Origin of the sequence: Burkholderia sp. AU4i (genome assembly GCF_000466765.1) — a bacterium.
Taxonomy (GTDB): Bacteria; Pseudomonadota; Gammaproteobacteria; order Burkholderiales; family Burkholderiaceae; genus Burkholderia; species Burkholderia cepacia.
The window spans coordinates 22,493-40,987 of record NZ_ASSI01000047.1; the positions used below are offsets into that span (position 1 = coordinate 22,493).

The following is an 18,495-nucleotide window of genomic DNA, read 5'->3' on the forward strand; positions in this document are numbered from 1 at the left end:
CCGGTTCACGTTCAACAGGAAGCTCCGCCCATGATCACGCTCGACGATGTCGACCGGCAGCTCATCGCGCTGCTGCGCGACAACGCGCGACTGCCCGTCGTCGCGCTGGCGAAGGAACTGCGCGTCGCGCGCGCGACCGTGCAGAACCGGCTGACGCGGCTGGAGAAAAACGGCGTGATCGTCGGTTATACGGTGCGGCTCAAGCCGGCGGCGGAACGCCACCGGATCCGCGCGCTGATGTCGATCGCCGTGCAGGGCAACCGCGGCGCGGAAGTGGTGAAGGTGCTGCGCGGGCATCCGAACGTCACATCGATCCACAGTACCAACGGGCGCTGGGATCTCGTCGCCGAGCTGCATGCCGATTCGCTCGAGCACTTCGATCGCGTGCTCGGCGCGATCCGGTTGATCGACGGGATCGCGAATACCGAGACGAGTATCTTGCTGTCGACGCACAAGGCGTGACGCGGGCGGCGCCTGCGTCATGCTCTTTTTCGTGCGGTCAGGCGTTGGACGCCGGTTCCGGAAACACCGGCTCGCCCAGCGTCAGCATCAACCGGTTCGCCCACGCGAAGATCGCGACCGCGTGCGACAGGTCGAGAATCTCCTCATGGGTCAGCCCTTCGGCTTGCAGCGCGGCGATATCGCGCGCATCGACCGTTTCGGGCCGCTCCGTCAGTGCGATCGCATAACGCACGATCGCGCGTTCGCGCGCCGTCGTGCCGGCCGTCGCCGGGTCGTCGAATACCTGCTCGATCGCGTCGGTGCGTTTCGCGAGCTGCGCGAAGCGCTGCGCATGCACGGATGCGCAATACACGCAGCCATTCACGCGCGACACGGCCGTGCTGGCGAGTTCGCGCTCGGCGCGCGACAGCCCGCCGGGGCCGTACATGATCGCGTTGAACACGCCCGAGCGTTGCCGCAGGATCTCGGGCAGATGGACGAGCAGCAGGTAATAGTCGGATGTCTTCGCTTGCGGGTGGCTCGCGTCGAGCACGGCCAGCTGCTCGGGCGTCGCGGCATCGAGCGAAACGGTGTCGAGCCAGGCGCGCCAGCCGAGCGTGTCGGACGTGAAGCCGTGGGCGGTCGTCGTCATGCGGCCTCCGTTGCAGTGCGTGCCTGAAGCGCCTGCGCGGCGACGGCGACGCGCAACTGGTACGCGACGAACGCCACGAGCTGCGACAGCGCGACGATCGCGGGCGTCGTGAGCCCGGCCGACTTCAGCGCGTCGAGATCGGACGGGCGCGCATCGACAGGGGCGAGCGTCAGCAGGCGCGCATGCGCCAGGATCGCGCCGATGCGTCGAGGCAGCGCATCGAACGCATCGGCATCCGCGCGTGCGATATCGTCGAGCGTGCCGCCCGCGTCGATCAGCCGCGCGCGATAGGTGTCGGTCAATGCCGGCGCCTTCGATTTGTGCGCGACATACCGGGCCGTGTGCAGTCTTTCGATCAACGAAAGATCGGGCAGCGCGGGATCGAACAGGGCAGCCTCGCTCAGCCGCGTATGAAGCAGCACCTTCTCGCGTGCGCGGCGCAGTGCGGCGATCGCGTCGCCGTCGTGCAGGCCGGCCACCGCATCGATCGTGTCCGGCGCATCGGCCGGCGTGATGGATTCAGTCATCGTTCAGGATTCCTTCGTCGTTTATGTGGTCGATCGGCGAGCGCTCATGCATCGGCGTCGCGCCACTCGTCGCCTTGCAGTTCCGCGTTCGCGTATGCGACGAGCGCGTCGTAGTGGCGATCGCGATCCGCGTCGAACAGCCGGCTCGCGATGCCGCGCGCGAGCCGCTCGGCGCCCGCGCTGATCGCCGGGATATCGCCGGACAGCTTGCCGTGGCTCAGGCTCGCCGCATGGTTGAAGCAATGGATTCGCGTGACGGCCGGGCATGCGCCGGGCTCGCGTTCCTGGAACGAGAATGCGGGGCCGAGATCGGGTGACTCCGCGAGTTCGTCGAGCCACAAACCCGGTGCCGGCCGATAACGATCCTTCCAGCGCCGCACGTGCGAGCCGAACGACGCGAATTCCGCGCGCGTCGTCCAGTCCGAATGAAAGCCCGTCGCGAAGATCAGGAAATCGACGGTGTAGCGCCCGCGCGGCGTCGTCACGTCGAGGCCGTCCGCATGTTCGGCGAGCGTCTCGATCGGGCTGCCCGCATGAAAATGCGCATGCTCATGGCGCGACACGCGCAGCACGCTGTCGCGCGGCGGCGGTGTCTGCGACGTCAGCGCGTAGTGCATGAAGCGCCACTTCGTCGCGTCGTCGAGATCGGCATAGCCGTGCACGAGCCCGGGGCTGCCGATGCCCGTCAGCTTGTTGATGCGCGGAATGTCCGCGCGGCGGAAAAACAGGTCGACGCGTGCGGCGCCGGCTTCGAGCGCGGTACCTGCGTTGTCGAACGCGGACGCGCCCGCGCCGACCACGCCGATGCGCTTGCCCGCGAGCGCCGCGAAGTCGATCGGCTCGGACGAATGCGCCCAACGCGCGCGCGGCGCGCGGTGCGCGACGGGCGGCACGTACGGGCCGCCGAGCCCGTCGCGGCCGGTCGCGAGCACGACGTGCCGCGCGAGCAGCGTCTGCGCTTCGCCGTTGCCGCGCACGTCGAGCGCGAGCAGGCCGTCGTCGCGCGGGCGCAGCGCGACGAGCGTGGTGTCGTTGCGCACCGGCAGGTCGAGCACGCGCCGGTACCAGCGCAGGTAATCCATCCATTGCGTGCGCGGAATCTTGTAGAGCGCGTCCCATGCATCGCGGCCGTATTGCGCTTCGAACCAGGCGCGGAACGTCAGCGCGGGCAGGCCGAGCGCAGGGCCCGCGAGCTGCTTCGGCGAGCGCAGCGTGTCCATCCGCGCGAACGTGACCCATGGCCCTTCGTAACCGGCGGGCGCGCGGTCGATCACGCACTGGTTGTCGATGCCGAGCAGGCGCAGTTCGGCGGCCGCCGCGAGCCCGGCCATGCCGCCGCCGACGATCGCGACGTCGAGCACGCGTGTGCCGTCGGCGTCGCGCGGCGGCACCCACGACGGCGCGGGCAGGTCGAGCCAGCGCAGGTCTTGAGCGAGCCGGGTTTCGAGTGCGTGGAGTGCATCGGCGGGCATCGTCATGCGGCCTCCGGGCGCGTGCGGCGCGATCGTGTCGTGCGTGGCGGGCTGGAAGGGCGTGAAGGATCTGAAGGACGTGACGGGCGCCCGGCACGCAGCCGGTCGCCGCGCAGCAGCGCGTCGTGCGCGGCGGCCTCGTGAAAGATCACGTCGTCGAGCAGGGTGCGCGTCGTACGGTGCAGCGCGTCGAGCAGCGCATCGACGGCCGCCGTGCGCGCCTTGCCGGCCGGCGTCGCGACGCCGAACGCGAACGGGATGTCGACGTCGAGCGGGCGGGCGACGACGCCGTCCACCGGCAGGGCGACACCGGTGGCCGGATCGACGATGCCGATCCCGATGCCGGCACGCGCGGCCATCACCGCATTCAGCGACGCATTGGTTTCGATGAAGACGCGTGCGTCGACCCGCGCGGCCGCGAATGCCGCATCGATCCGCTGGCGCAGCCGGTGCCGGTTCGCGACCGTCACGATGCGGCGGCGCGCGAGATCGCGCAGCGCGATGCGCGGCTGCGCCGCGAGCGGGTCGCCGGCGGGCAGCACGGCGACGCACGGCGTCTGCGCGATCCAGTGCACGTCGAGCCCCGCATGCGCCATCGGCAGCGTGACGACGCCGATGTCGGCCGTGCCGGCCAGCACCTCGTGCACGACATGCTCGGCCGATTCGCTGCGCAACTGGTAGTGCGGCGCCTGCGCGTCGTCGGGCAGGCCCGCGAGCGCGGCCGGCACGAGCGTCGCCGCGAGCGAAGGCGTCGCCGCGATGCGCACGGGTTCGGCGGTTTCGTCGCCGAGCGCCCGTGCGCGCGCCTCGATCGCACGCAGGCCGACCAGCGAGCGCTCGACTTCCTCGTAGAGCAGGAAGGCACGCCGTGTCGGCGTGACGCGCGGGCCGTGCCGGTCGAACAGCGCGTAGCCGAGATCGGCTTCGAGCTCCTGGATCTGCCGCGTGACGGCCGGCTGCGAGCGGCCGAGCAGTTCGCCCGCACCGGTCACGCTGCCGGCCGACATGACCGCGGAAAACGCTTCGAGTTGATGCAGCTCCATGACACCTTCCGATGATGCGATTTGCGCATTGTAGGAGTGTGAGCATGCGTGATTCATATAATGAATTTTGCTATCGACAGCGCGAAAACTGCGAAGCGCAGGATCGTCGCGATGGCCGGACGGGCGCGCGGGCACATCGGTGGCGACGCGTGACATACCGGAAACGCCAATCGAATCAACGCGATGCGATGCGTGCCGCCTCATCGCGCGCGGCGGCGCGTGCAGGCGCCCCTTCGCGGGCGTCGCCGGCTTCGCGCCGCGCCCGATATCGATATACGCAAAACTTCGTTGGATCGTCCTGAACCGGATGGTTACATGCCCTCACTCTTTTCGACTGACTGAAGCTGGGGGACGCATGAACGTTTCGGGGAACGACGCACGCGGCGCATGGCGGCGCGTGCTGGGCACGGTGGCGGCGCTCGCTGCCGCATGGGGCTTGTCGACGGGCGGCGCGCTCGCGGCGGGCGTATCGGGCGAGCCGGTGGTGATCGGCGTGAGCGGGCCGCTCACGGGCCAGGACGCGCAATACGGCGAACAATGGAAGCGCGGCTTCGATCTCGCGCTCGACGAGATCAACGGCAGTGGCGGCATCCATGGCCGGCCGCTCGCGATCGACTTCCAGGACAGCCGCAGCGACCCGCGCCAGGCCGTCGCGATCGCGCAGAAGTTCGTCGCCGATCCGCGCATCGCGATCGAGCTGGGCGACTTCTCCAGCGCGACGTCGATGGCCGCATCGCCGATCTACCAGCGCGGGCAGCTGATCCAGTTCGGCTTCACGAACTCGCACCCGGACTTCACGAAAGGCGGCGATTATCTGTGGAGCACCGCGCTGAGCCAGGCCGAGGAGCAGCCGCTGCTCGCGCGCTACGCGGTGAAGGAGCTCGGCTTCAAGCGGATCGCGGTGCTGTACCTGAACACCGACTGGGGGCGCACCAGCAAGGACATCTTCGCGAAGGCGGTGGCCGGGCTCGGCGCGCAGGTCGTCGCGGCCGAAGGCTACCAGCCGGCGGAGAAGGATTTCCGTTCGACGCTCGTGCGCATCGGCGAATCGAAGCCCGATTCGATCGTGCTGATCTCGTACTACGCGGACGGCGCGCAGATCGTGCGGCAGGCGCGCACGTCGGGCGTCACGCTGCCGATCGCGGCGGTCGGCTCCGTGTATTCGCCGAAATTCCTCGAGCTGGGCGGCGCGGCCGTCGATGGTGTGTATACCGAATCGAATTTCTTCCCGGCCGAACCGCGCCCCGAGGTGCAGGCGTTCGTGCAGCGCTATCGCGCGAAATTCCATGCCGATCCCGATTCGTTCGTCGCGCGCGCATACGACGCGCTGATCCTGTCGGCGGAAGTGCTGCGCCGCTACGGCACGACGCGCCAGGCCGCACACGACGGCTTCGCGAAAATCAGCGACGTGCCGAGCGTGATCTTCGGCAAGGTGCGTTTCGATCCGCAGACGCGCCGCGTCGCGGGCGCGCGCACCGTGTATCTCGTCGTGAAGCAGGGGCAGTGGGCGCTGTGGGACGGCGCGAAACCGCAGCTCGCCGCGCGCTGACCCCGAACCGCATGCACGTGACGGACGCATCGTGATGGCTTCCTGGCTCGACTACACGCTCAACGGCCTCATCGTCGGCAACATCTACGCGCTGCTCGCGGTCGGGCTCGCGTTGATCTTCGGCGTGTCGCACCTGATCAACTTCGCGCACGGCTCGGTGTACATGGTCGGCGCATTCATCGGCTGGCTGTGCCTGACGCGCTTCGGGCTGCCGCTGCCGGTCGCGCTCGCGGCGGTCGTCGTCGGCTGCGGCGCGCTCGGCGTCGCGATCGAGCGGATCGGGCTGCGGCCGCTGCGCCACGCGGCGCGCATCGCGCCGCTGCTCGCGACGATCGGCATCAGCTTCATCCTCGACCAGCTCGCGCAGCTCGCGTTCGGCGCGGACCCGCGCGCGGTGCCGACGCCGCTGCCGGACTGGCACGTGCGGATCGCCGGCGCGACGCTCGGCTCGCTCGACCTGCTGATCGCCGGCATCGGCATCGCGGCGGCCGCGCTGCTGTACGGCTTCCTGCGTTTCACGCGGCTCGGCTGGGCCGTGCGCGCGACCGCGCAGGATCGCGACGCGGCGCTGCAGATGGGCGTCGACGTCGACCGCGTGAACCAGACCGTGTTCGCGATCGCGTGCGCGCTCGGCGGCGTGAGCGGGCTGCTGGTCGGCATGTACTACAACAGCATCGACCCGGCGATGGGTTTCCAGGCGACGCTGAAAGGCGTGGTCGCGCTGCTGATCGGCGGGCTCGGCAACGTGCCGGGCGCGATCGCCGGCAGCCTGCTGCTCGGTCTCGTCGAAAGCTACGGCGTCGCGCTGTTCGGCACCAGCTATCGCGACCTGTTTGCGTTCGGGCTGCTGATCGTGTTTCTCGTGTGGCGGCCGAACGGCTTGTTCAGCGCGAACCGCGCGCTGCCGCCGGAACCGATGACGGGCACCTTCCTCGCGGCCGCGAAAGCCGTGCGCGTGCCGTGCCCGGTGCTCGTCGCGCTGATCGCATTGGCCGCCGTGCTGCCGTGGCTCGGCGCGTCGCCGTACGTGCTGCAGACGCTGACCAACGCGTGGCTGTACGGGCTGCTCGCGCTGAGCCTCACGCTCGTCGCGGGCGCGGTCGGGCAGATCTCGCTCGGCCACGCCGCGCTGCTCGTGATCGGCGCGTACGCGTCGGCGCTGCTGTCGTCGGATCTCGGCTGGTCGCCGGCCGTGACGATCCCGTGCGCGGGTGTCATCACGGCCGTGCTCGGCACGCTGCTCGTCTATCCGGCGTTTCGCTTGCGCGGGCACTACGTGTCGATCGCGACGCTCGGCATCGGCGAAGTGGTGAGCCTCGTGATCCTGAACTGGGATGGCCTCACGCGCGGCCCGCTCGGCATCACCGGTATCGCGCCGCTGCCGTGGGCGAGCACCGCGCGCGCCGCGTACTGGTTCACGTTCGCGGTGCTCGTCGCGTTCGCACTCGTGCAGGTGCGGCTGCTGCGCTCGCATCTCGGCCGCACGCTGCGCGCGGTGCGCGAGGACGACGTTGCCGCGCGCGCACACGGCATTGCGCCGAACCGCTACAAGGCGATCGCATTCGCGGTAGGCGGCGTCGCGGCCGGCGTGAGCGGCGGCATTGCCGCGCACCTTTACAGCTACATCAATCACCAGACCTTCGATTCGCAGGTGTCGATCCTCGCGCTGACGATGGTGATCCTCGGCGGGCTCGGCAACGTGCTCGGCGGCATCGTCGGCGCGATCGCGCTGATCGGGCTGCCGGAGCTGTTCCGCTGGGCGGCCGATTACCGGATGCTGATCTACGGCCTCGTGCTGCTGCTGCTCGTCCGGTTCCGGCCGCAGGGCCTGCTCGGCACGGTGTGAGGAGGAACGCGATGACCACCAATCGACCCTTGCTCGACGTGCAGGGCCTGACGCGCCGCTTCGACGGCGTGACCGCGCTCGACGGTGCGAGCCTGACACTCGCCGACGGCGAGCTGCTGAGCGTGATCGGCCCGAACGGCGCGGGCAAGTCGACGCTGTTCAACCTGATCGCGGGCGCCGACCGGCCTGACGCCGGCCGTGTGACGTTCGACGGCCGCGACATCACGGGCACGGCGCCCGAGCGCCTCGCGGCGCTCGGCATCGCACGCACGTTCCAGCACGGCCGCGTGTTCGGCAACCTGAGCGTGCTCGACAACGTGCTGATCGGCGCGCATGCGCGGCTGCGTGCGGCGCGGCCGGGCTGGCCCGCGCTCGGCGCGGCGGCCGAGGTGTGGCGCGCGCTCGTGCGGCCCGCGTCGGTACGACGCGAGGAAGCGGCGCTGCGCGACGAGGCGCGCGACATCATCGCCGGGTTCGGCGAACGGCTTACGCCGCGCATCGATCATCCGGCGCACAGCCTGTCGTATGCGAACCGGCGGCGCGTGGAGATCGGCCGCGCGCTCGCGCTGCATCCGCGCCTGCTGCTGCTCGACGAACCGACGGCCGGGATGAACGAGACGGAGACAGCCGAAATGCTGCAACTGATCCAGTCGCTGAAGGCGCGCGGCCTGACGATCCTGCTGATCGAGCACAAGCTCGAACTCGTGATGCGCGTGTCCGACCGCGTGATGGTGCTCGACAACGGCGTGAAGATCGCCGAAGGCGCGCCGCGTGACGTGCGGCACGATCCGCACGTGATCGAGGCATACCTCGGCCGCCGCCATGCGGGCGGCACGCCGGCCGACCGGGCGGCGCAGGCAGCCGCATGACCGACACTTATTCCGGATTGCGAATGAACATGACCGATGCGCTGCTGAAACTCGAACACCTCGACACGTTCTACGGGCCCGTGCAGGTGCATTTCGACGTGAACTTCGAAGTCGGTCGCGGCCAGATCGTCAGCCTGCTTGGCGGCAATGCGAGCGGCAAGTCGACCACGATGAAGCTGATTCTCGGGCTGATGCGGCCGAAGCGCGGCATCGTGCGCTTCGACGGCGACGACGTGACGGCGCTCACGACGCCGCAGCGCGTGCGGCGCGGGATCGCGGCCGTGCCCGAGGCGCGGCGGCTGTTCGGCGACATGAGCGTGCGCGAGAACCTGCTGATGGGCGCGTACACGCGCGGCGACCGCACGGCGGTGGCGGAGGACTACGCACGCGTGCTCGACCTGTTTCCCCGCGTGCGCGAGCGGCTGACGCAGCGGGCGGGCACGCTGTCGGGCGGCGAGCAGCAAATGCTGGCGATGGCGCGCGCGCTGATGGCGCGGCCGAAGCTAATCTGCATGGATGAACCGACGATGGGGTTGTCTCCGCTTTACGTCGACAAGGTGCTCGAACTGATCGATGCGATCAACAAGCAGGGCGTGACCGTGTTCATGGTCGAACAGAACGCGAGCCTCGCGCTGGAGATCGCGCATTACGGGTACGTGCTGCAGACCGGGCGCGTCGTGCTCGAAGGCCCGGCGAGGGCGCTGCTCGACGACGAGCGGATCAGGGACGCGTATCTCGGCGGCGAGGTCGCGGCCTGATCGCGCGATCCGGGCCGGGGGCGCGGCGGTGCATGGCCCGCCCGCGCACCCGCCGCTTCAACGGAAGATAAACGCGACGACCGCGTCGCAATGCGCATCGATCGCTTTCTCGTCGAGCGCGTCGATGCCGTGCGCGTAGCGCATTTCCGCGGTCAGCAGGTACGGCACCTGCGCGATCGCGGTAATCATGTACAGCAGCACGACCGGGTCGATCCGCGCGAGCCCGTCGGTCGTTTCGCTGACGTAGCGCACCAGCGGCACCGAGCGATCGTGGCGCGGCCGCACGAAGGTTTCCGCCATCCACTTCAGGCGTTCCGAATCGCGATTGGCCTCCTGCATCATCAGCCGCGCGTGCTCGGGATGCGCGGCGCAATAGCGCACGTAGTTGCGGATGTACTGCTTGACGGCGTCGATCGAGAACGTGTCCGACGCCGGGTCCGGCAACGCGACGCCTTCCATGAACCGGTCGAACAGCTGCGTCACGCTGGCGCGCCACAGGTTCTCCTTGTTGCCGAAGTAGTAGCGGATCATCGCGTGGTTCACGCCTGCCGCGTCCGCGATGTCGCGCAGGCTGACCGCGTCGAAACCGCGGGTCGAGAACTGTTCGAGCGCGATCCCCAGAATGTCAGAACGGGTCTGCTCGCTGCGTTCCTGCTGTGCCTGCCTTGCAATCTGCATCTGTCCTGTCCTTGATCGAATCCCCGGATTGTGCCGTCCGCGCGGATCGGCCGCAACGGGCCGTCCCGACCCGCTGCCGCGCGCCGGGGGCGACCTCCTGGCCCGCCCGGGTCGGGGAAAACCCCGTCGTCGTTGCCGCCTTTACCCGCTTGACACTCACGCTCAAAACAATAATTATCCACTCGGATAATTATTTGGCGGAAACAGTTCGGCTGGCGGTGCAAGCGTGGTGTCGGCCGGTCCCATTCATACGAAGTAACGCGTGATGACATCCTCGACTCGACTGCAGACCCCCATCGAATCCCCGGCCGCCGAGAGCATGGCGCCGGCGGATTGTCCCGACGCCCGTGCGCGGGAGACCGAAGCCCGCATGACCGAAGACGAGCGGTTTTCGCTGCTCTACAGCCTGATGGTGCGCGTGTTCGGCCGCACCGGCCGCGAGCCGCGCGTGCCGGCCGACCTGCCCGTCATCGCCGGCTACGTCCCCGGCGTGCCGCGCCTCGGCGTGCCGGCGCTGAAGCTGGCCGACGCCAGCCTCGGCCTGCGCCATACCGAAACCGCGGACGAGCGCGCGACCGCGTTCCCGGCCGGCCTGGCGCTCGGCGCGACCTTCGATCCGGCGCTGGCGCGCACGATGGGCGCGGCGATCGGCAAGGAGGCACGCGCACGCGGCTTCAACGTCGCGCTGGGCGGCGGCATCAATCTGGTGCGCGACGTGCGCAACGGTCGCAACTTCGAATACGTATCGGAAGATCCGCTGCTGTCCGGGCGGATCGGCGGCTGCGTGGTGGCCGGCACGCAGCGCGAGGGCGTGATCGCGCTGCTCAAGCACGTGTCGCTCAATGCGAGCGAGACCAACAAGTTCTTCCTGAACGCCGTGATCGATCCGGATGCGCATCGCGAGAGCGACCTGCTCGCGTTCCAGATCGCGATCGAGGCGGGCGATCCCGGCGCGCTGATGACCGCGTACAACCGGGTCAACGGCGAGTACACGAGCGGCAACCGGCATCTGATGCAGGACGTCGTCAAGGACGCGATGGGCTTCAAGGGCTGGATCATGTCGGACTGGCGCGCGGTGTACGGCTGGGAGTCCGCGCTCGCGGGCCTCGACCAGCATTCGGGCGCGCAGCTCGACGAGGCCGAGTGGTTCAACGAGCCGCTGCGGCGCGCGTACGACGAAGGCAAGGTGCCGCCGGCACGCATCGGCGAGATGGTGACGCGCATCCTGCGTTCCTGTTATGCGGTCGGCATCGATCGCGAGCGCGCGCCGGAGCCGGTCGATTTCGCCGCGCACGACGCGATCGCGCTGCAGATCGCCCGCGAGGGCATCGTGCTGCTGAAGAACGAACGCGAGGTGCTGCCGCTCGCGCAAACGGCGCGGCGCATCGCGGTGATCGGCGGTTTCGCGCAGGCGGGCGTGCTGTCCGGGTCGGGCTCCAGCCAGGTGATGCCGCACGGCGGTTATGCGGCGGTCGTGCCGATGCGCAGCCATCCGCTGCTCGGGCCGACCGCGATGTGCATCGGCGGCGCGTCGCCGCTCGCGGCGCTGCGTGCGCAACGGCCGGACGCGATCGTCGAATACGACAGCGGCGCGCACGTCGCGGACGCGGTCGCGCTCGCGCGCCGCGCCGACGTCGTGATCGTCAATGCCATCCGTCACGAAGGCGAGCGTTTCGATTGTCCGGACATGACGCTGCCGTTCGGCCAGGATGCGCTGATCGACGCGCTGGCGCGCGCGAACGCCAATACGGTCGTCGTGCTGCAGACCGGCAACCCGGTCGCGATGCCGTGGAGCGGCGAAGTCGCCGCGATCGTGCAGGCGTGGTATCCGGGGCAGGCGGGCGCGCAGGCGATCGCCGAGATCCTGACGGGGCGCGTCAATCCGTCGGGCCGGCTGCCGGTCACGTTTCCGGCCGATGTCGCGGATACGCCGCATCCGGCGCTGCCGGGTGCCGATGTCGAACTCGGCACGCCGATCGACGTGCACTACCACGAGGGCGCGGAGGTCGGTTATCGCTGGTTCGCGAAGACGGGGCGGTCGCCGCGTTTCGGCTTCGGTTTCGGGTTGAGCTATACGCGCTTCGCGTACGACGACCTGCGGCTCGAAGGCGGCGACACGGTAACGGCGCGTTTCACGGTGACCAACACGGGCACGCGCGACGGCGACGACGTGCCGCAGCTCTACCTGACGGATGCATGCGGCGAGTCGCGCATGCGGCTGCTCGGTTTCGAGCGCGTGACGCTGCGCGCGGGCGAATCCGTCCGTGTGTCGCTGAAGGTCGATCCGCGCCTGCTGGCCCGGTTCGACGGACAGGCCGGACAGTGGCGGATCGACGGTGGCACGTATCGCATCGCGCTGGCGCATGCGGCGACCGATCACGCGATCGTCGGGGCGGTGCAGCTCGACGGGCGGGTGTTCGGGCGCTGAGCGGACGGCGGCGGACGATGAATGGAGAGGTTATGGACGAATTGATGGTTGTATCGGCCCGCAAAACGGGCAACCGGTATCTCGGCGTGACGTTGACGGTCGCCTTCGTCGGCGTCTGGCTGGCGATGTTGCCGTATCCGATGGTGATCCTGCCGATGCTGGCGGAACGAATCTCGCCGACCGACAAGGCAGCCGTGCTGGCGCGGGCACTCGGCATCGGCTCGTTCATCGGCTTGATCGCGCAGCCGATCTTCGGTGTGCTGAGCGATCACACGCGCTCGCGCTGGGGCATGCGCAAGCCGTGGATTCTGGGCGGCATGCTGGGCGGGCTCGGTGCGATGGCCGTCATGGCGACCGCTCGCACACCCGCGCAGCTCGCGCTCGGATGGGGACTGATGGCGTTGACCTTCAATTCGACCTTGAGCGGTCTCAACGCGGTGCTGCCGGATCAGGTCCGGTCCGAAAAGCTCGGCGTCTATTCGTCGCTCGTCGGATTCACGCCGCCGATCGGTGTGTTGCTGGGCGTCGGGATTGCGAGGCAACTGGCGCCCGACCTCGTTTCGATCGCGCTGGTACAGGGGGCGATCGCGCTGGTGGCGATTGTCTGCTTCGTCATGCTGACCAACGACCGGACGCTGGATGCCGGCCACGTGAAACCGTTGCAGTGGCGGCAACTGGCGGCGAGTTTCTGGACCAATCCGGTCAGGCATCCCGACTTCGCGATCGCGTGGCTGTCGCGTGCGCTGGTGCTGTTCGGCGTAAGCAGCCTGCAGTACTACCTGCTGTTCTATCTGCGCGACCGGCTCGGCCTGTCGACGAAAGAGACGCCGCACGCGATGTTCCTGTGCCTGCTGGTGGCCACGACGGCCATGACGGCCAGCGCACTGGTGTTCGGTCGCCTGTCGGATCGGCTGCGGCGCCGCAAGGTCTTCGTGATCGGGGCCGGCATCGGGATGGCGCTCGGATTTCCGGTGCTCCTGTGCTGCACGACGTTCCCGCAATTGCTGGTCGTGATCGCGTGGATCGGCGTGGCGCAGGGCGCGTATCTGGCCGTCGACCTCGCGCTGGTGACCGAAGTGCTGCCCGATCGTAATGCCGCGGCAAAGGACATGGGCGTGTTCCATCTCGCGAACGTCGTGCCGCAGTTGTCCCTGTCCCTTCTCGCCACCTGGCTGACGGGGCCGGGCGGTGCGATCCGCTTCGACGCGCTGTTCATCGCGGCAAGTTGCGCGGTGTTGCTCGGCGGGATCGTCATCGCCGCGATCAGGTCGGTTCGTTGACCTCGACGCGTATTTTTCCAACGGATATTTCATGAACACGAAGCCCAATTTCGTCATCATCGTCGCGGACCAGTTGCGTGCCGACTGCGTTCACGCGGTCCATCCCGCGACGCCCGTCCTCACACCGAACCTGGATCGGCTCGCCGCCGGCGGTGTCGCATTCACACAGGCATTCGGACAACACAGTGTCTGTTCACCGTCGCGCGTGTCGTTCCTGTCGGGACAGTATCCGCACGTGGCCGGCCATCGCACGCTCGGTTACCTGCTGGGGCCGGACGAGCCGAATTTCCTGCGCGTCTTCAAGGAAAACGGCTATCACGTCGCGATGGCAGGCGGTCGCGGCGACTCGTTCGCGCCCGGCGCGACCGAGCGTTCGGCGCACGAGTATGGTTTCCTGCCGGAGGAGACGCGGCGAAGCGCGGCGGAATTCCTGCAGAGCAAGACAAAGGGAGATCCAACCGACCCGATGGTGCGCGCGTTCTTTCGGGGGCAGCGTTCGCAGGAGCAGGCCGCGATCGAATACGACGAAGTGGTGATCCGCACGGCGGAGCATTGGCTTGCCGCTCCGCCCCGCGAGCCGTGGGTGCTGTATGTCCCGCTGTTCGCGCCGCATCCGCCGTTCGAAGCGGAGGAGCCGTGGTTCTCGATGTACGACCGCGCCGCGGTGCCCGAGCGTGCCGTCGGCAGTGGCCGGATGCCGGCGTATGTCGATGCGCTGTCCAGCGCGCATGGATGGGACCAGCTGACCGATGCGCAATGGCGGGAACTGCGCGCCGTGTACTACGGCATGGTGTCGAGACTCGATCATCATGTCGGCCGCGTGATGGACGCGGCTGCCCGGGCCACGGAGCCGGAGCGCCTGATCACCACGTTCTTTTCGGACCACGGTGAATACCTCGGGGATTTCGGGCTCGCCGAGAAGTGGCCGTCGGGCGTGCACGAATGCCTGTTGCGCAATCCGCTGATCGTATCGGGCGCGTCCGGGCCTGAGGTGGCCGGCACGACCTCGAGCGCGATGGTCGAGATGATCGACGTGTTTCCCACGCTGCTCGAGCTGGCGGGGCTGGAAGCGACGCATGCGCACTACGGGAAGAGCTTCGCACCCTGCCTTCGGGCGGCCGGGGAGACGCATCGTGAGCAGGTGTTCAGCGAGGGCGGCTTCCTGACCCGGGAAGTCGACCATTTCGAGCAGGCCGGCTTTCCGTACGACATCAAGGCGAAGCTGCAAAGCGGGCAACCGGAGACCGTGGGCAAGGCCGCGGTCATACGGACGCCGGAATGGACGTACGTGTGGCGCCTTTACGAGGCGCCCGAGCTGTATCGACGCACGACCGATCCGAGCGAGACGACGAACCTGGCCGGCCAGCCGGAGTATGCCGACATCGAGGCCGGGCTGCTGGAGCGCCTGTTGCGCTGGCAAGTCGAGACGTCTGACGTCCTGCCCGCCTCGAAAGGCTCCCGTTTCCCGCCGGTCGATTTGCCGCGACCCGGCGAGTGGAGTGCGCAGGAAGATCGATAGGCAATAACCGGGCGCGAAGGCGGTACGTTCACTACGCATTCGCGCCCGGCTCGCACGGGCTCGGAGAAGCCAGGCGAGATGTAGTCCGGTTGAACGTGCAATTTAATAAGGATGATTAATTATTGGAGGAGCGGTGCGGTGAGGAGACTGACATTAGGCATGGTTGCGCTGGTGATTGGCGGAAGCGCGCACGCGCAGTCGAGCGTGACGCTGTTCGGCACGCTCGGCGGCGGTGTTCGATGGACCGATGGCGGGAAGGGCGGGCAACAGGTTGGCTTCGACAACAATCCGATTGCGGGCAATACCCTCGGTTTCACGGGCAAGGAGGACCTGGGCGGCGGAGTGAGAGCCGTGTTCCTGCTGCAGAGCGGCTTCAACCTGGGCACCGGTGCGTTGAAATCGTCGAGTACGCTTTTCTCGCAGCGGGCGTACGTCGGGCTGGAGGGGGGATTCGGCCGGCTGACGCTCGGGCGCCAGCTGAACGCCGCCGAAGATATCGGCGTTCAACTCGATCCGAACCAGGCCAATGGCTCGACGCTTGCGATGACGCCCGGCATTGTCTGGGGCGGCAATTTCTTTACGCTCGATGCCCGCTTCAACAACACGGTCAAATACGTCGGCCGACTCGGCGGGTTTGCGCTGAGAGCAAGCTATTCGCCGGGCGGCGTGGCCGGCGACTGGCACACGGGTACGAATCTGTCCGTCGGCGCCAGTTATCAGTTCCGCTCGCTGCTGCTGGCGGCCGCGTACCAGAAGACCTACAGCGCCACCACCAACCAGTGGGCGAAAACCGCGATGGGCGGCGCGACGTGGCAACTCGGGCCGACGCGGCTGTACCTGAGCTACAGCACGCTGGCGGTTTCCGCGGCGAGCGCGGCCGGCAGCGAGCGGCGCGACAACATTCCCGGGGTCGGCATCGTCTACCAGATCACGCCGACGTTGCAGTTCACCGGCGCCACCTATTACGACATGGCCAGCAACCTGAAAAACGTTGCCGGGGCGGATGGCCGGAAGATGACCTCGTACGCGATGCTCGAATATTTCCTGTCGAAACGGTCGGAACTCTATGTGGAGTTCGACCGGAACGGCTTCTCGGGGGCCTACAAGAAGGATCCGACGAACGTGTCGGCACTGAATCTGCGTCCGGACGGGCGCACGGTGAGCGGTGTATCGATCGGCGTCATGACGCAGTTCTAGAGATATTGCCCATGGCGTCGCGGCGCATGAAGCGCCGCATTGCCGGGGCATCACGGGAGAAACGACATGCAGGTTGGCAGAACGGGATGCCGCTACGTTGCGGCAGCGATGATCGCATTGAGTGCGCTGAGCGCGGCGGCTCAGGAATCGCAGGGTGGCGCGGCATCGACGCCGGACGCGGTATCGGCGGCATCGGCGGTAGCGTCGGCGTCGGCATCGGGCAGCGAGTCGCGCAAGGCGACGAAGGCGGCCGATCGCAAGTTGCGCAAGCAGGTGGCAGGCGTGCTGGCGCGAACGAAGCGTCTCGATGCGAGCCGTCTGCTCATCTTCGCGAAGTCCGGCGTCGTCACGCTGTCCGGCGAGGTGGCCGATGCCGAGCAGGCCGCGCTGGCCGTGTCGGCCGCGCAGCGCGTGCCGGGTGTCGGCGAGGTACGCAATCGGCTGCGCATCAGTCCGCAGACCCGGTAAGACGGGCACCCTTTGAATCATCGCGTGCGTTGCATCGGGCATGACGGCACGACCGTTCCGGCGGCGAAACACGCGTGAACGAGGCAGCCACGCACAGCGCATCAAACGTAGAGTGAATTGAACCGGTCATGAAAGCCATACTCGTGATGTACGACAGCCTGAATCGGCACATGCTGCCGCCGTACGGCAACACCTGGGTCCACGCGCCGAATTTTCAGCGGCTCGCCGATCGCAGCGCGACTTTCGACAACTGCTATATCGGCAGCATGGCCTGCATCCCGGCGCGCAGGGAACTGCATACCGGGCGCTACAACTTTCTGCATCGCAGCTGGGGGCCGCTGGAGCCGTTCGACGATTCGATGCCGGCCATGCTCCGCAAGAAAGGCATTCATGCCCATCTGGCGAGCGATCATCCGCATTACTGGGAAGATGGCGGCGCGACCTATCACACGCGATACAGCAGCTGGGAATTCTTCCGGGGGCAGGAGGGCGATCCATGGAAGGCGGAGCTCGGGCCGCCTCCGATGCCGGCCCGGCTCAAGGGCGCGTTGAAGGAGAGCGCCGCGCGGCAGGATTTCGTGAACCGCCAGTATTACCCGACCGAGGATCTTCATCCGCAAACGCTGACGTTCGATGCGGGCGAAGCGTTCCTGAGAAAAAATCACGACAAGGATTCGTGGTTCCTGCAGATCGAGACATTCGATCCGCACGAGCCGTTCGCCAGCTATCCGAAGTATCGCGACCTTTACCCGGGCGATCGAGGCGACGCGCACTTCGACTGGCCGCCCTACGGCCCCGTCTCCGCCGGCGAGACGGACGGCGACATGCGTACCGCGCAAGCCGGGTACGCCGCGCTCGTGTCCATGTGCGACCGTTCGCTCGGGCGGGTTCTCGACCTGATGGACGAGCTCGATCTGTGGCGCGACACGATGCTGATCGTGTGCACCGACCACGGGTACATGCTCGGCGAACACGGATGGTGGGCGAAGACGGTCCAGCCGTGGTTCAACGAACTCGCCAACACACCGCTGTTCATCTGGGATCCGCGCTGCCGTCGGGCAGGCGTGCGGCGCCAGTCGCTCGTTCAGATGATCGATATCGCGCCGACGCTGCTCGATTTCTTCGGCCTGGAGCCCACGCCGGACATGCAGGGCGGCGCGCTCGGGAAAACGATCGACGAAGACGTTCCCGTTCGCGAGGCCGCGCTGTTCGGCATGCATGGCGAACAGGTCAACGTGACCGACGGTCGTTACGTGTACATGCGCTCGGGCGCCGACCCGGACCGTAACGAACCGCTGTACGAATACACGTTGATGCCGACCCACATGCGGGAGATGTTCGGTGTCGATGAACTGCAGGATATCGAACTGTCGGAACCCTTTTCGTTTACGAAGGGCGTGCGGACGATGAAGATCGCGAGCCGGCCGATCGGGTATGCGTACCGGTCGGGAACGCTGCTGTTCGACCTGCATGACGATCCGAAACAGGAGCGTCCGCTGTACGACGAGTCGGTCGAACTGCGGATGGCCGGACTCATGCGCGACCTGATGCGGGCCAACGATGCGCCGCAGGAGCAATACACGCGGCTCGGGCTGCCGTCCACCGGCGCGATCGAGCCCGCACAGCTCCTGGCCCGCAGCCACGCGGATCGCGCCGAACGGTTGCGTGCGCATCTGGCCGTCCAGGCACGGGCGATGCGCGCCGAGATCGAGCGCAAGCGCGCGGCGCCGGCCGGGGCGACGTCGGGTGATTGACGTGCGATGCAATC

Annotated in this window: 16 protein-coding genes; 11 read left to right on the top strand and 5 right to left on the bottom strand. The window is 67.9% G+C overall.

Annotated elements, in window-relative coordinates; translation table 11 throughout:
* Positions 1–30: 30 nt before the first annotated feature.
* Entirely contained in the window at positions 31–462 is a 432-nt protein-coding gene (locus tag L810_RS10685; protein WP_042974028.1) for an Lrp/AsnC family transcriptional regulator, read from the top strand.
* Positions 463–499: 37 nt separating this feature from the next.
* On the opposite strand, the gene L810_RS10690 is transcribed toward L810_RS10685, so the two are convergent.
* From L810_RS10690 to L810_RS10705, 4 genes are read right to left on the bottom strand one after another with little or no spacing between them, the layout of a single operon-like run.
* Entirely contained in the window at positions 500–1,093 is a 594-nt protein-coding gene (locus L810_RS10690) for a peroxidase-related enzyme (RefSeq protein WP_021158377.1), read from the bottom strand.
* A complete protein-coding gene (locus L810_RS10695) occupies positions 1,090–1,620 on the bottom strand; it encodes a CMD domain-containing protein (protein WP_021158378.1) in 531 nt (176 codons plus the stop codon). Before L810_RS10695 ends, L810_RS10690 begins: the two co-directional genes overlap by 4 nt.
* A gap of 44 nt (positions 1,621–1,664) precedes the next feature.
* Entirely contained in the window at positions 1,665–3,098 is a 1,434-nt protein-coding gene (locus tag L810_RS10700) for a flavin-containing monooxygenase (protein WP_021158379.1), read from the bottom strand.
* Positions 3,095–4,135, bottom strand: a complete 1,041-nt coding sequence (locus L810_RS10705; protein WP_021158380.1) for a LysR substrate-binding domain-containing protein — start codon at positions 4,133–4,135, stop codon at positions 3,095–3,097. Before L810_RS10705 ends, L810_RS10700 begins: the two co-directional genes overlap by 4 nt.
* Before the next feature lie 355 nt (positions 4,136–4,490).
* On the opposite strand from L810_RS10705, the gene L810_RS10710 reads away from it, so the two are divergent.
* The 4 genes from L810_RS10710 to L810_RS10725 are packed head-to-tail and all read left to right on the top strand — an operon-like array spanning position 4,491 to position 9,157.
* Positions 4,491–5,684, top strand: coding sequence for an ABC transporter substrate-binding protein (locus tag L810_RS10710; RefSeq protein ID WP_021158383.1), 1,194 nt, complete (start codon positions 4,491–4,493; stop codon positions 5,682–5,684).
* Positions 5,685–5,718: 34 nt separating this feature from the next.
* A complete protein-coding gene (locus L810_RS10715) occupies positions 5,719–7,530 on the top strand; it encodes an ABC transporter permease (protein ID WP_021158384.1) in 1,812 nt (603 codons plus the stop codon).
* A gap of 11 nt (positions 7,531–7,541) precedes the next feature.
* Positions 7,542–8,399, top strand: a complete 858-nt coding sequence (locus tag L810_RS10720) for an ABC transporter ATP-binding protein (protein WP_021158385.1) — start codon at positions 7,542–7,544, stop codon at positions 8,397–8,399.
* 29 nt (positions 8,400–8,428) lie between these two features.
* Positions 8,429–9,157, top strand: coding sequence for an ABC transporter ATP-binding protein (locus L810_RS10725; RefSeq protein WP_155836163.1), 729 nt, complete (start codon positions 8,429–8,431; stop codon positions 9,155–9,157).
* A gap of 57 nt (positions 9,158–9,214) precedes the next feature.
* Here the strand turns inward: L810_RS10725 and L810_RS10730 are convergent, their stop codons facing one another.
* Entirely contained in the window at positions 9,215–9,835 is a 621-nt protein-coding gene (locus L810_RS10730) for a TetR/AcrR family transcriptional regulator (RefSeq protein WP_021158387.1), read from the bottom strand.
* A 370-nt stretch (positions 9,836–10,205) separates the two neighbouring features.
* Between L810_RS10730 and L810_RS10735 the strand changes: the two genes are divergently transcribed.
* From L810_RS10735 to L810_RS10760, 6 genes are all read left to right on the top strand, one after another.
* Complete coding sequence (locus L810_RS10735; protein WP_021158388.1) at positions 10,206–12,263, top strand: beta-glucosidase family protein; 2,058 nt, start codon at positions 10,206–10,208, stop codon at positions 12,261–12,263.
* Between the two features lie 32 nt (positions 12,264–12,295).
* Entirely contained in the window at positions 12,296–13,543 is a 1,248-nt protein-coding gene (locus tag L810_RS10740) for an MFS transporter (protein ID WP_021158389.1), read from the top strand.
* 31 nt (positions 13,544–13,574) lie between these two features.
* Positions 13,575–15,062, top strand: a complete 1,488-nt coding sequence (locus L810_RS10745; RefSeq protein ID WP_021158390.1) for a sulfatase-like hydrolase/transferase — start codon at positions 13,575–13,577, stop codon at positions 15,060–15,062.
* A 159-nt stretch (positions 15,063–15,221) separates the two neighbouring features.
* Positions 15,222–16,259 carry a porin gene (locus L810_RS10750; RefSeq protein ID WP_021158391.1) on the top strand — a complete coding sequence of 346 codons (1,038 nt, stop codon included), beginning with the start codon at positions 15,222–15,224 and terminating at the stop codon, positions 16,257–16,259.
* 66 nt (positions 16,260–16,325) lie between these two features.
* The gene (locus L810_RS10755; protein WP_042974031.1) at positions 16,326–16,727 is read left to right on the top strand and encodes a BON domain-containing protein; all 402 of its coding nucleotides are present in this window, start codon (positions 16,326–16,328) and stop codon (positions 16,725–16,727) included.
* A gap of 128 nt (positions 16,728–16,855) precedes the next feature.
* On the top strand, positions 16,856–18,481 hold the full coding sequence (locus tag L810_RS10760) for a sulfatase (RefSeq protein WP_021158393.1): 1,626 nt from the start codon (positions 16,856–16,858) through the stop codon (positions 18,479–18,481).
* The last annotated feature ends 14 nt before the right edge of the window (positions 18,482–18,495 follow it).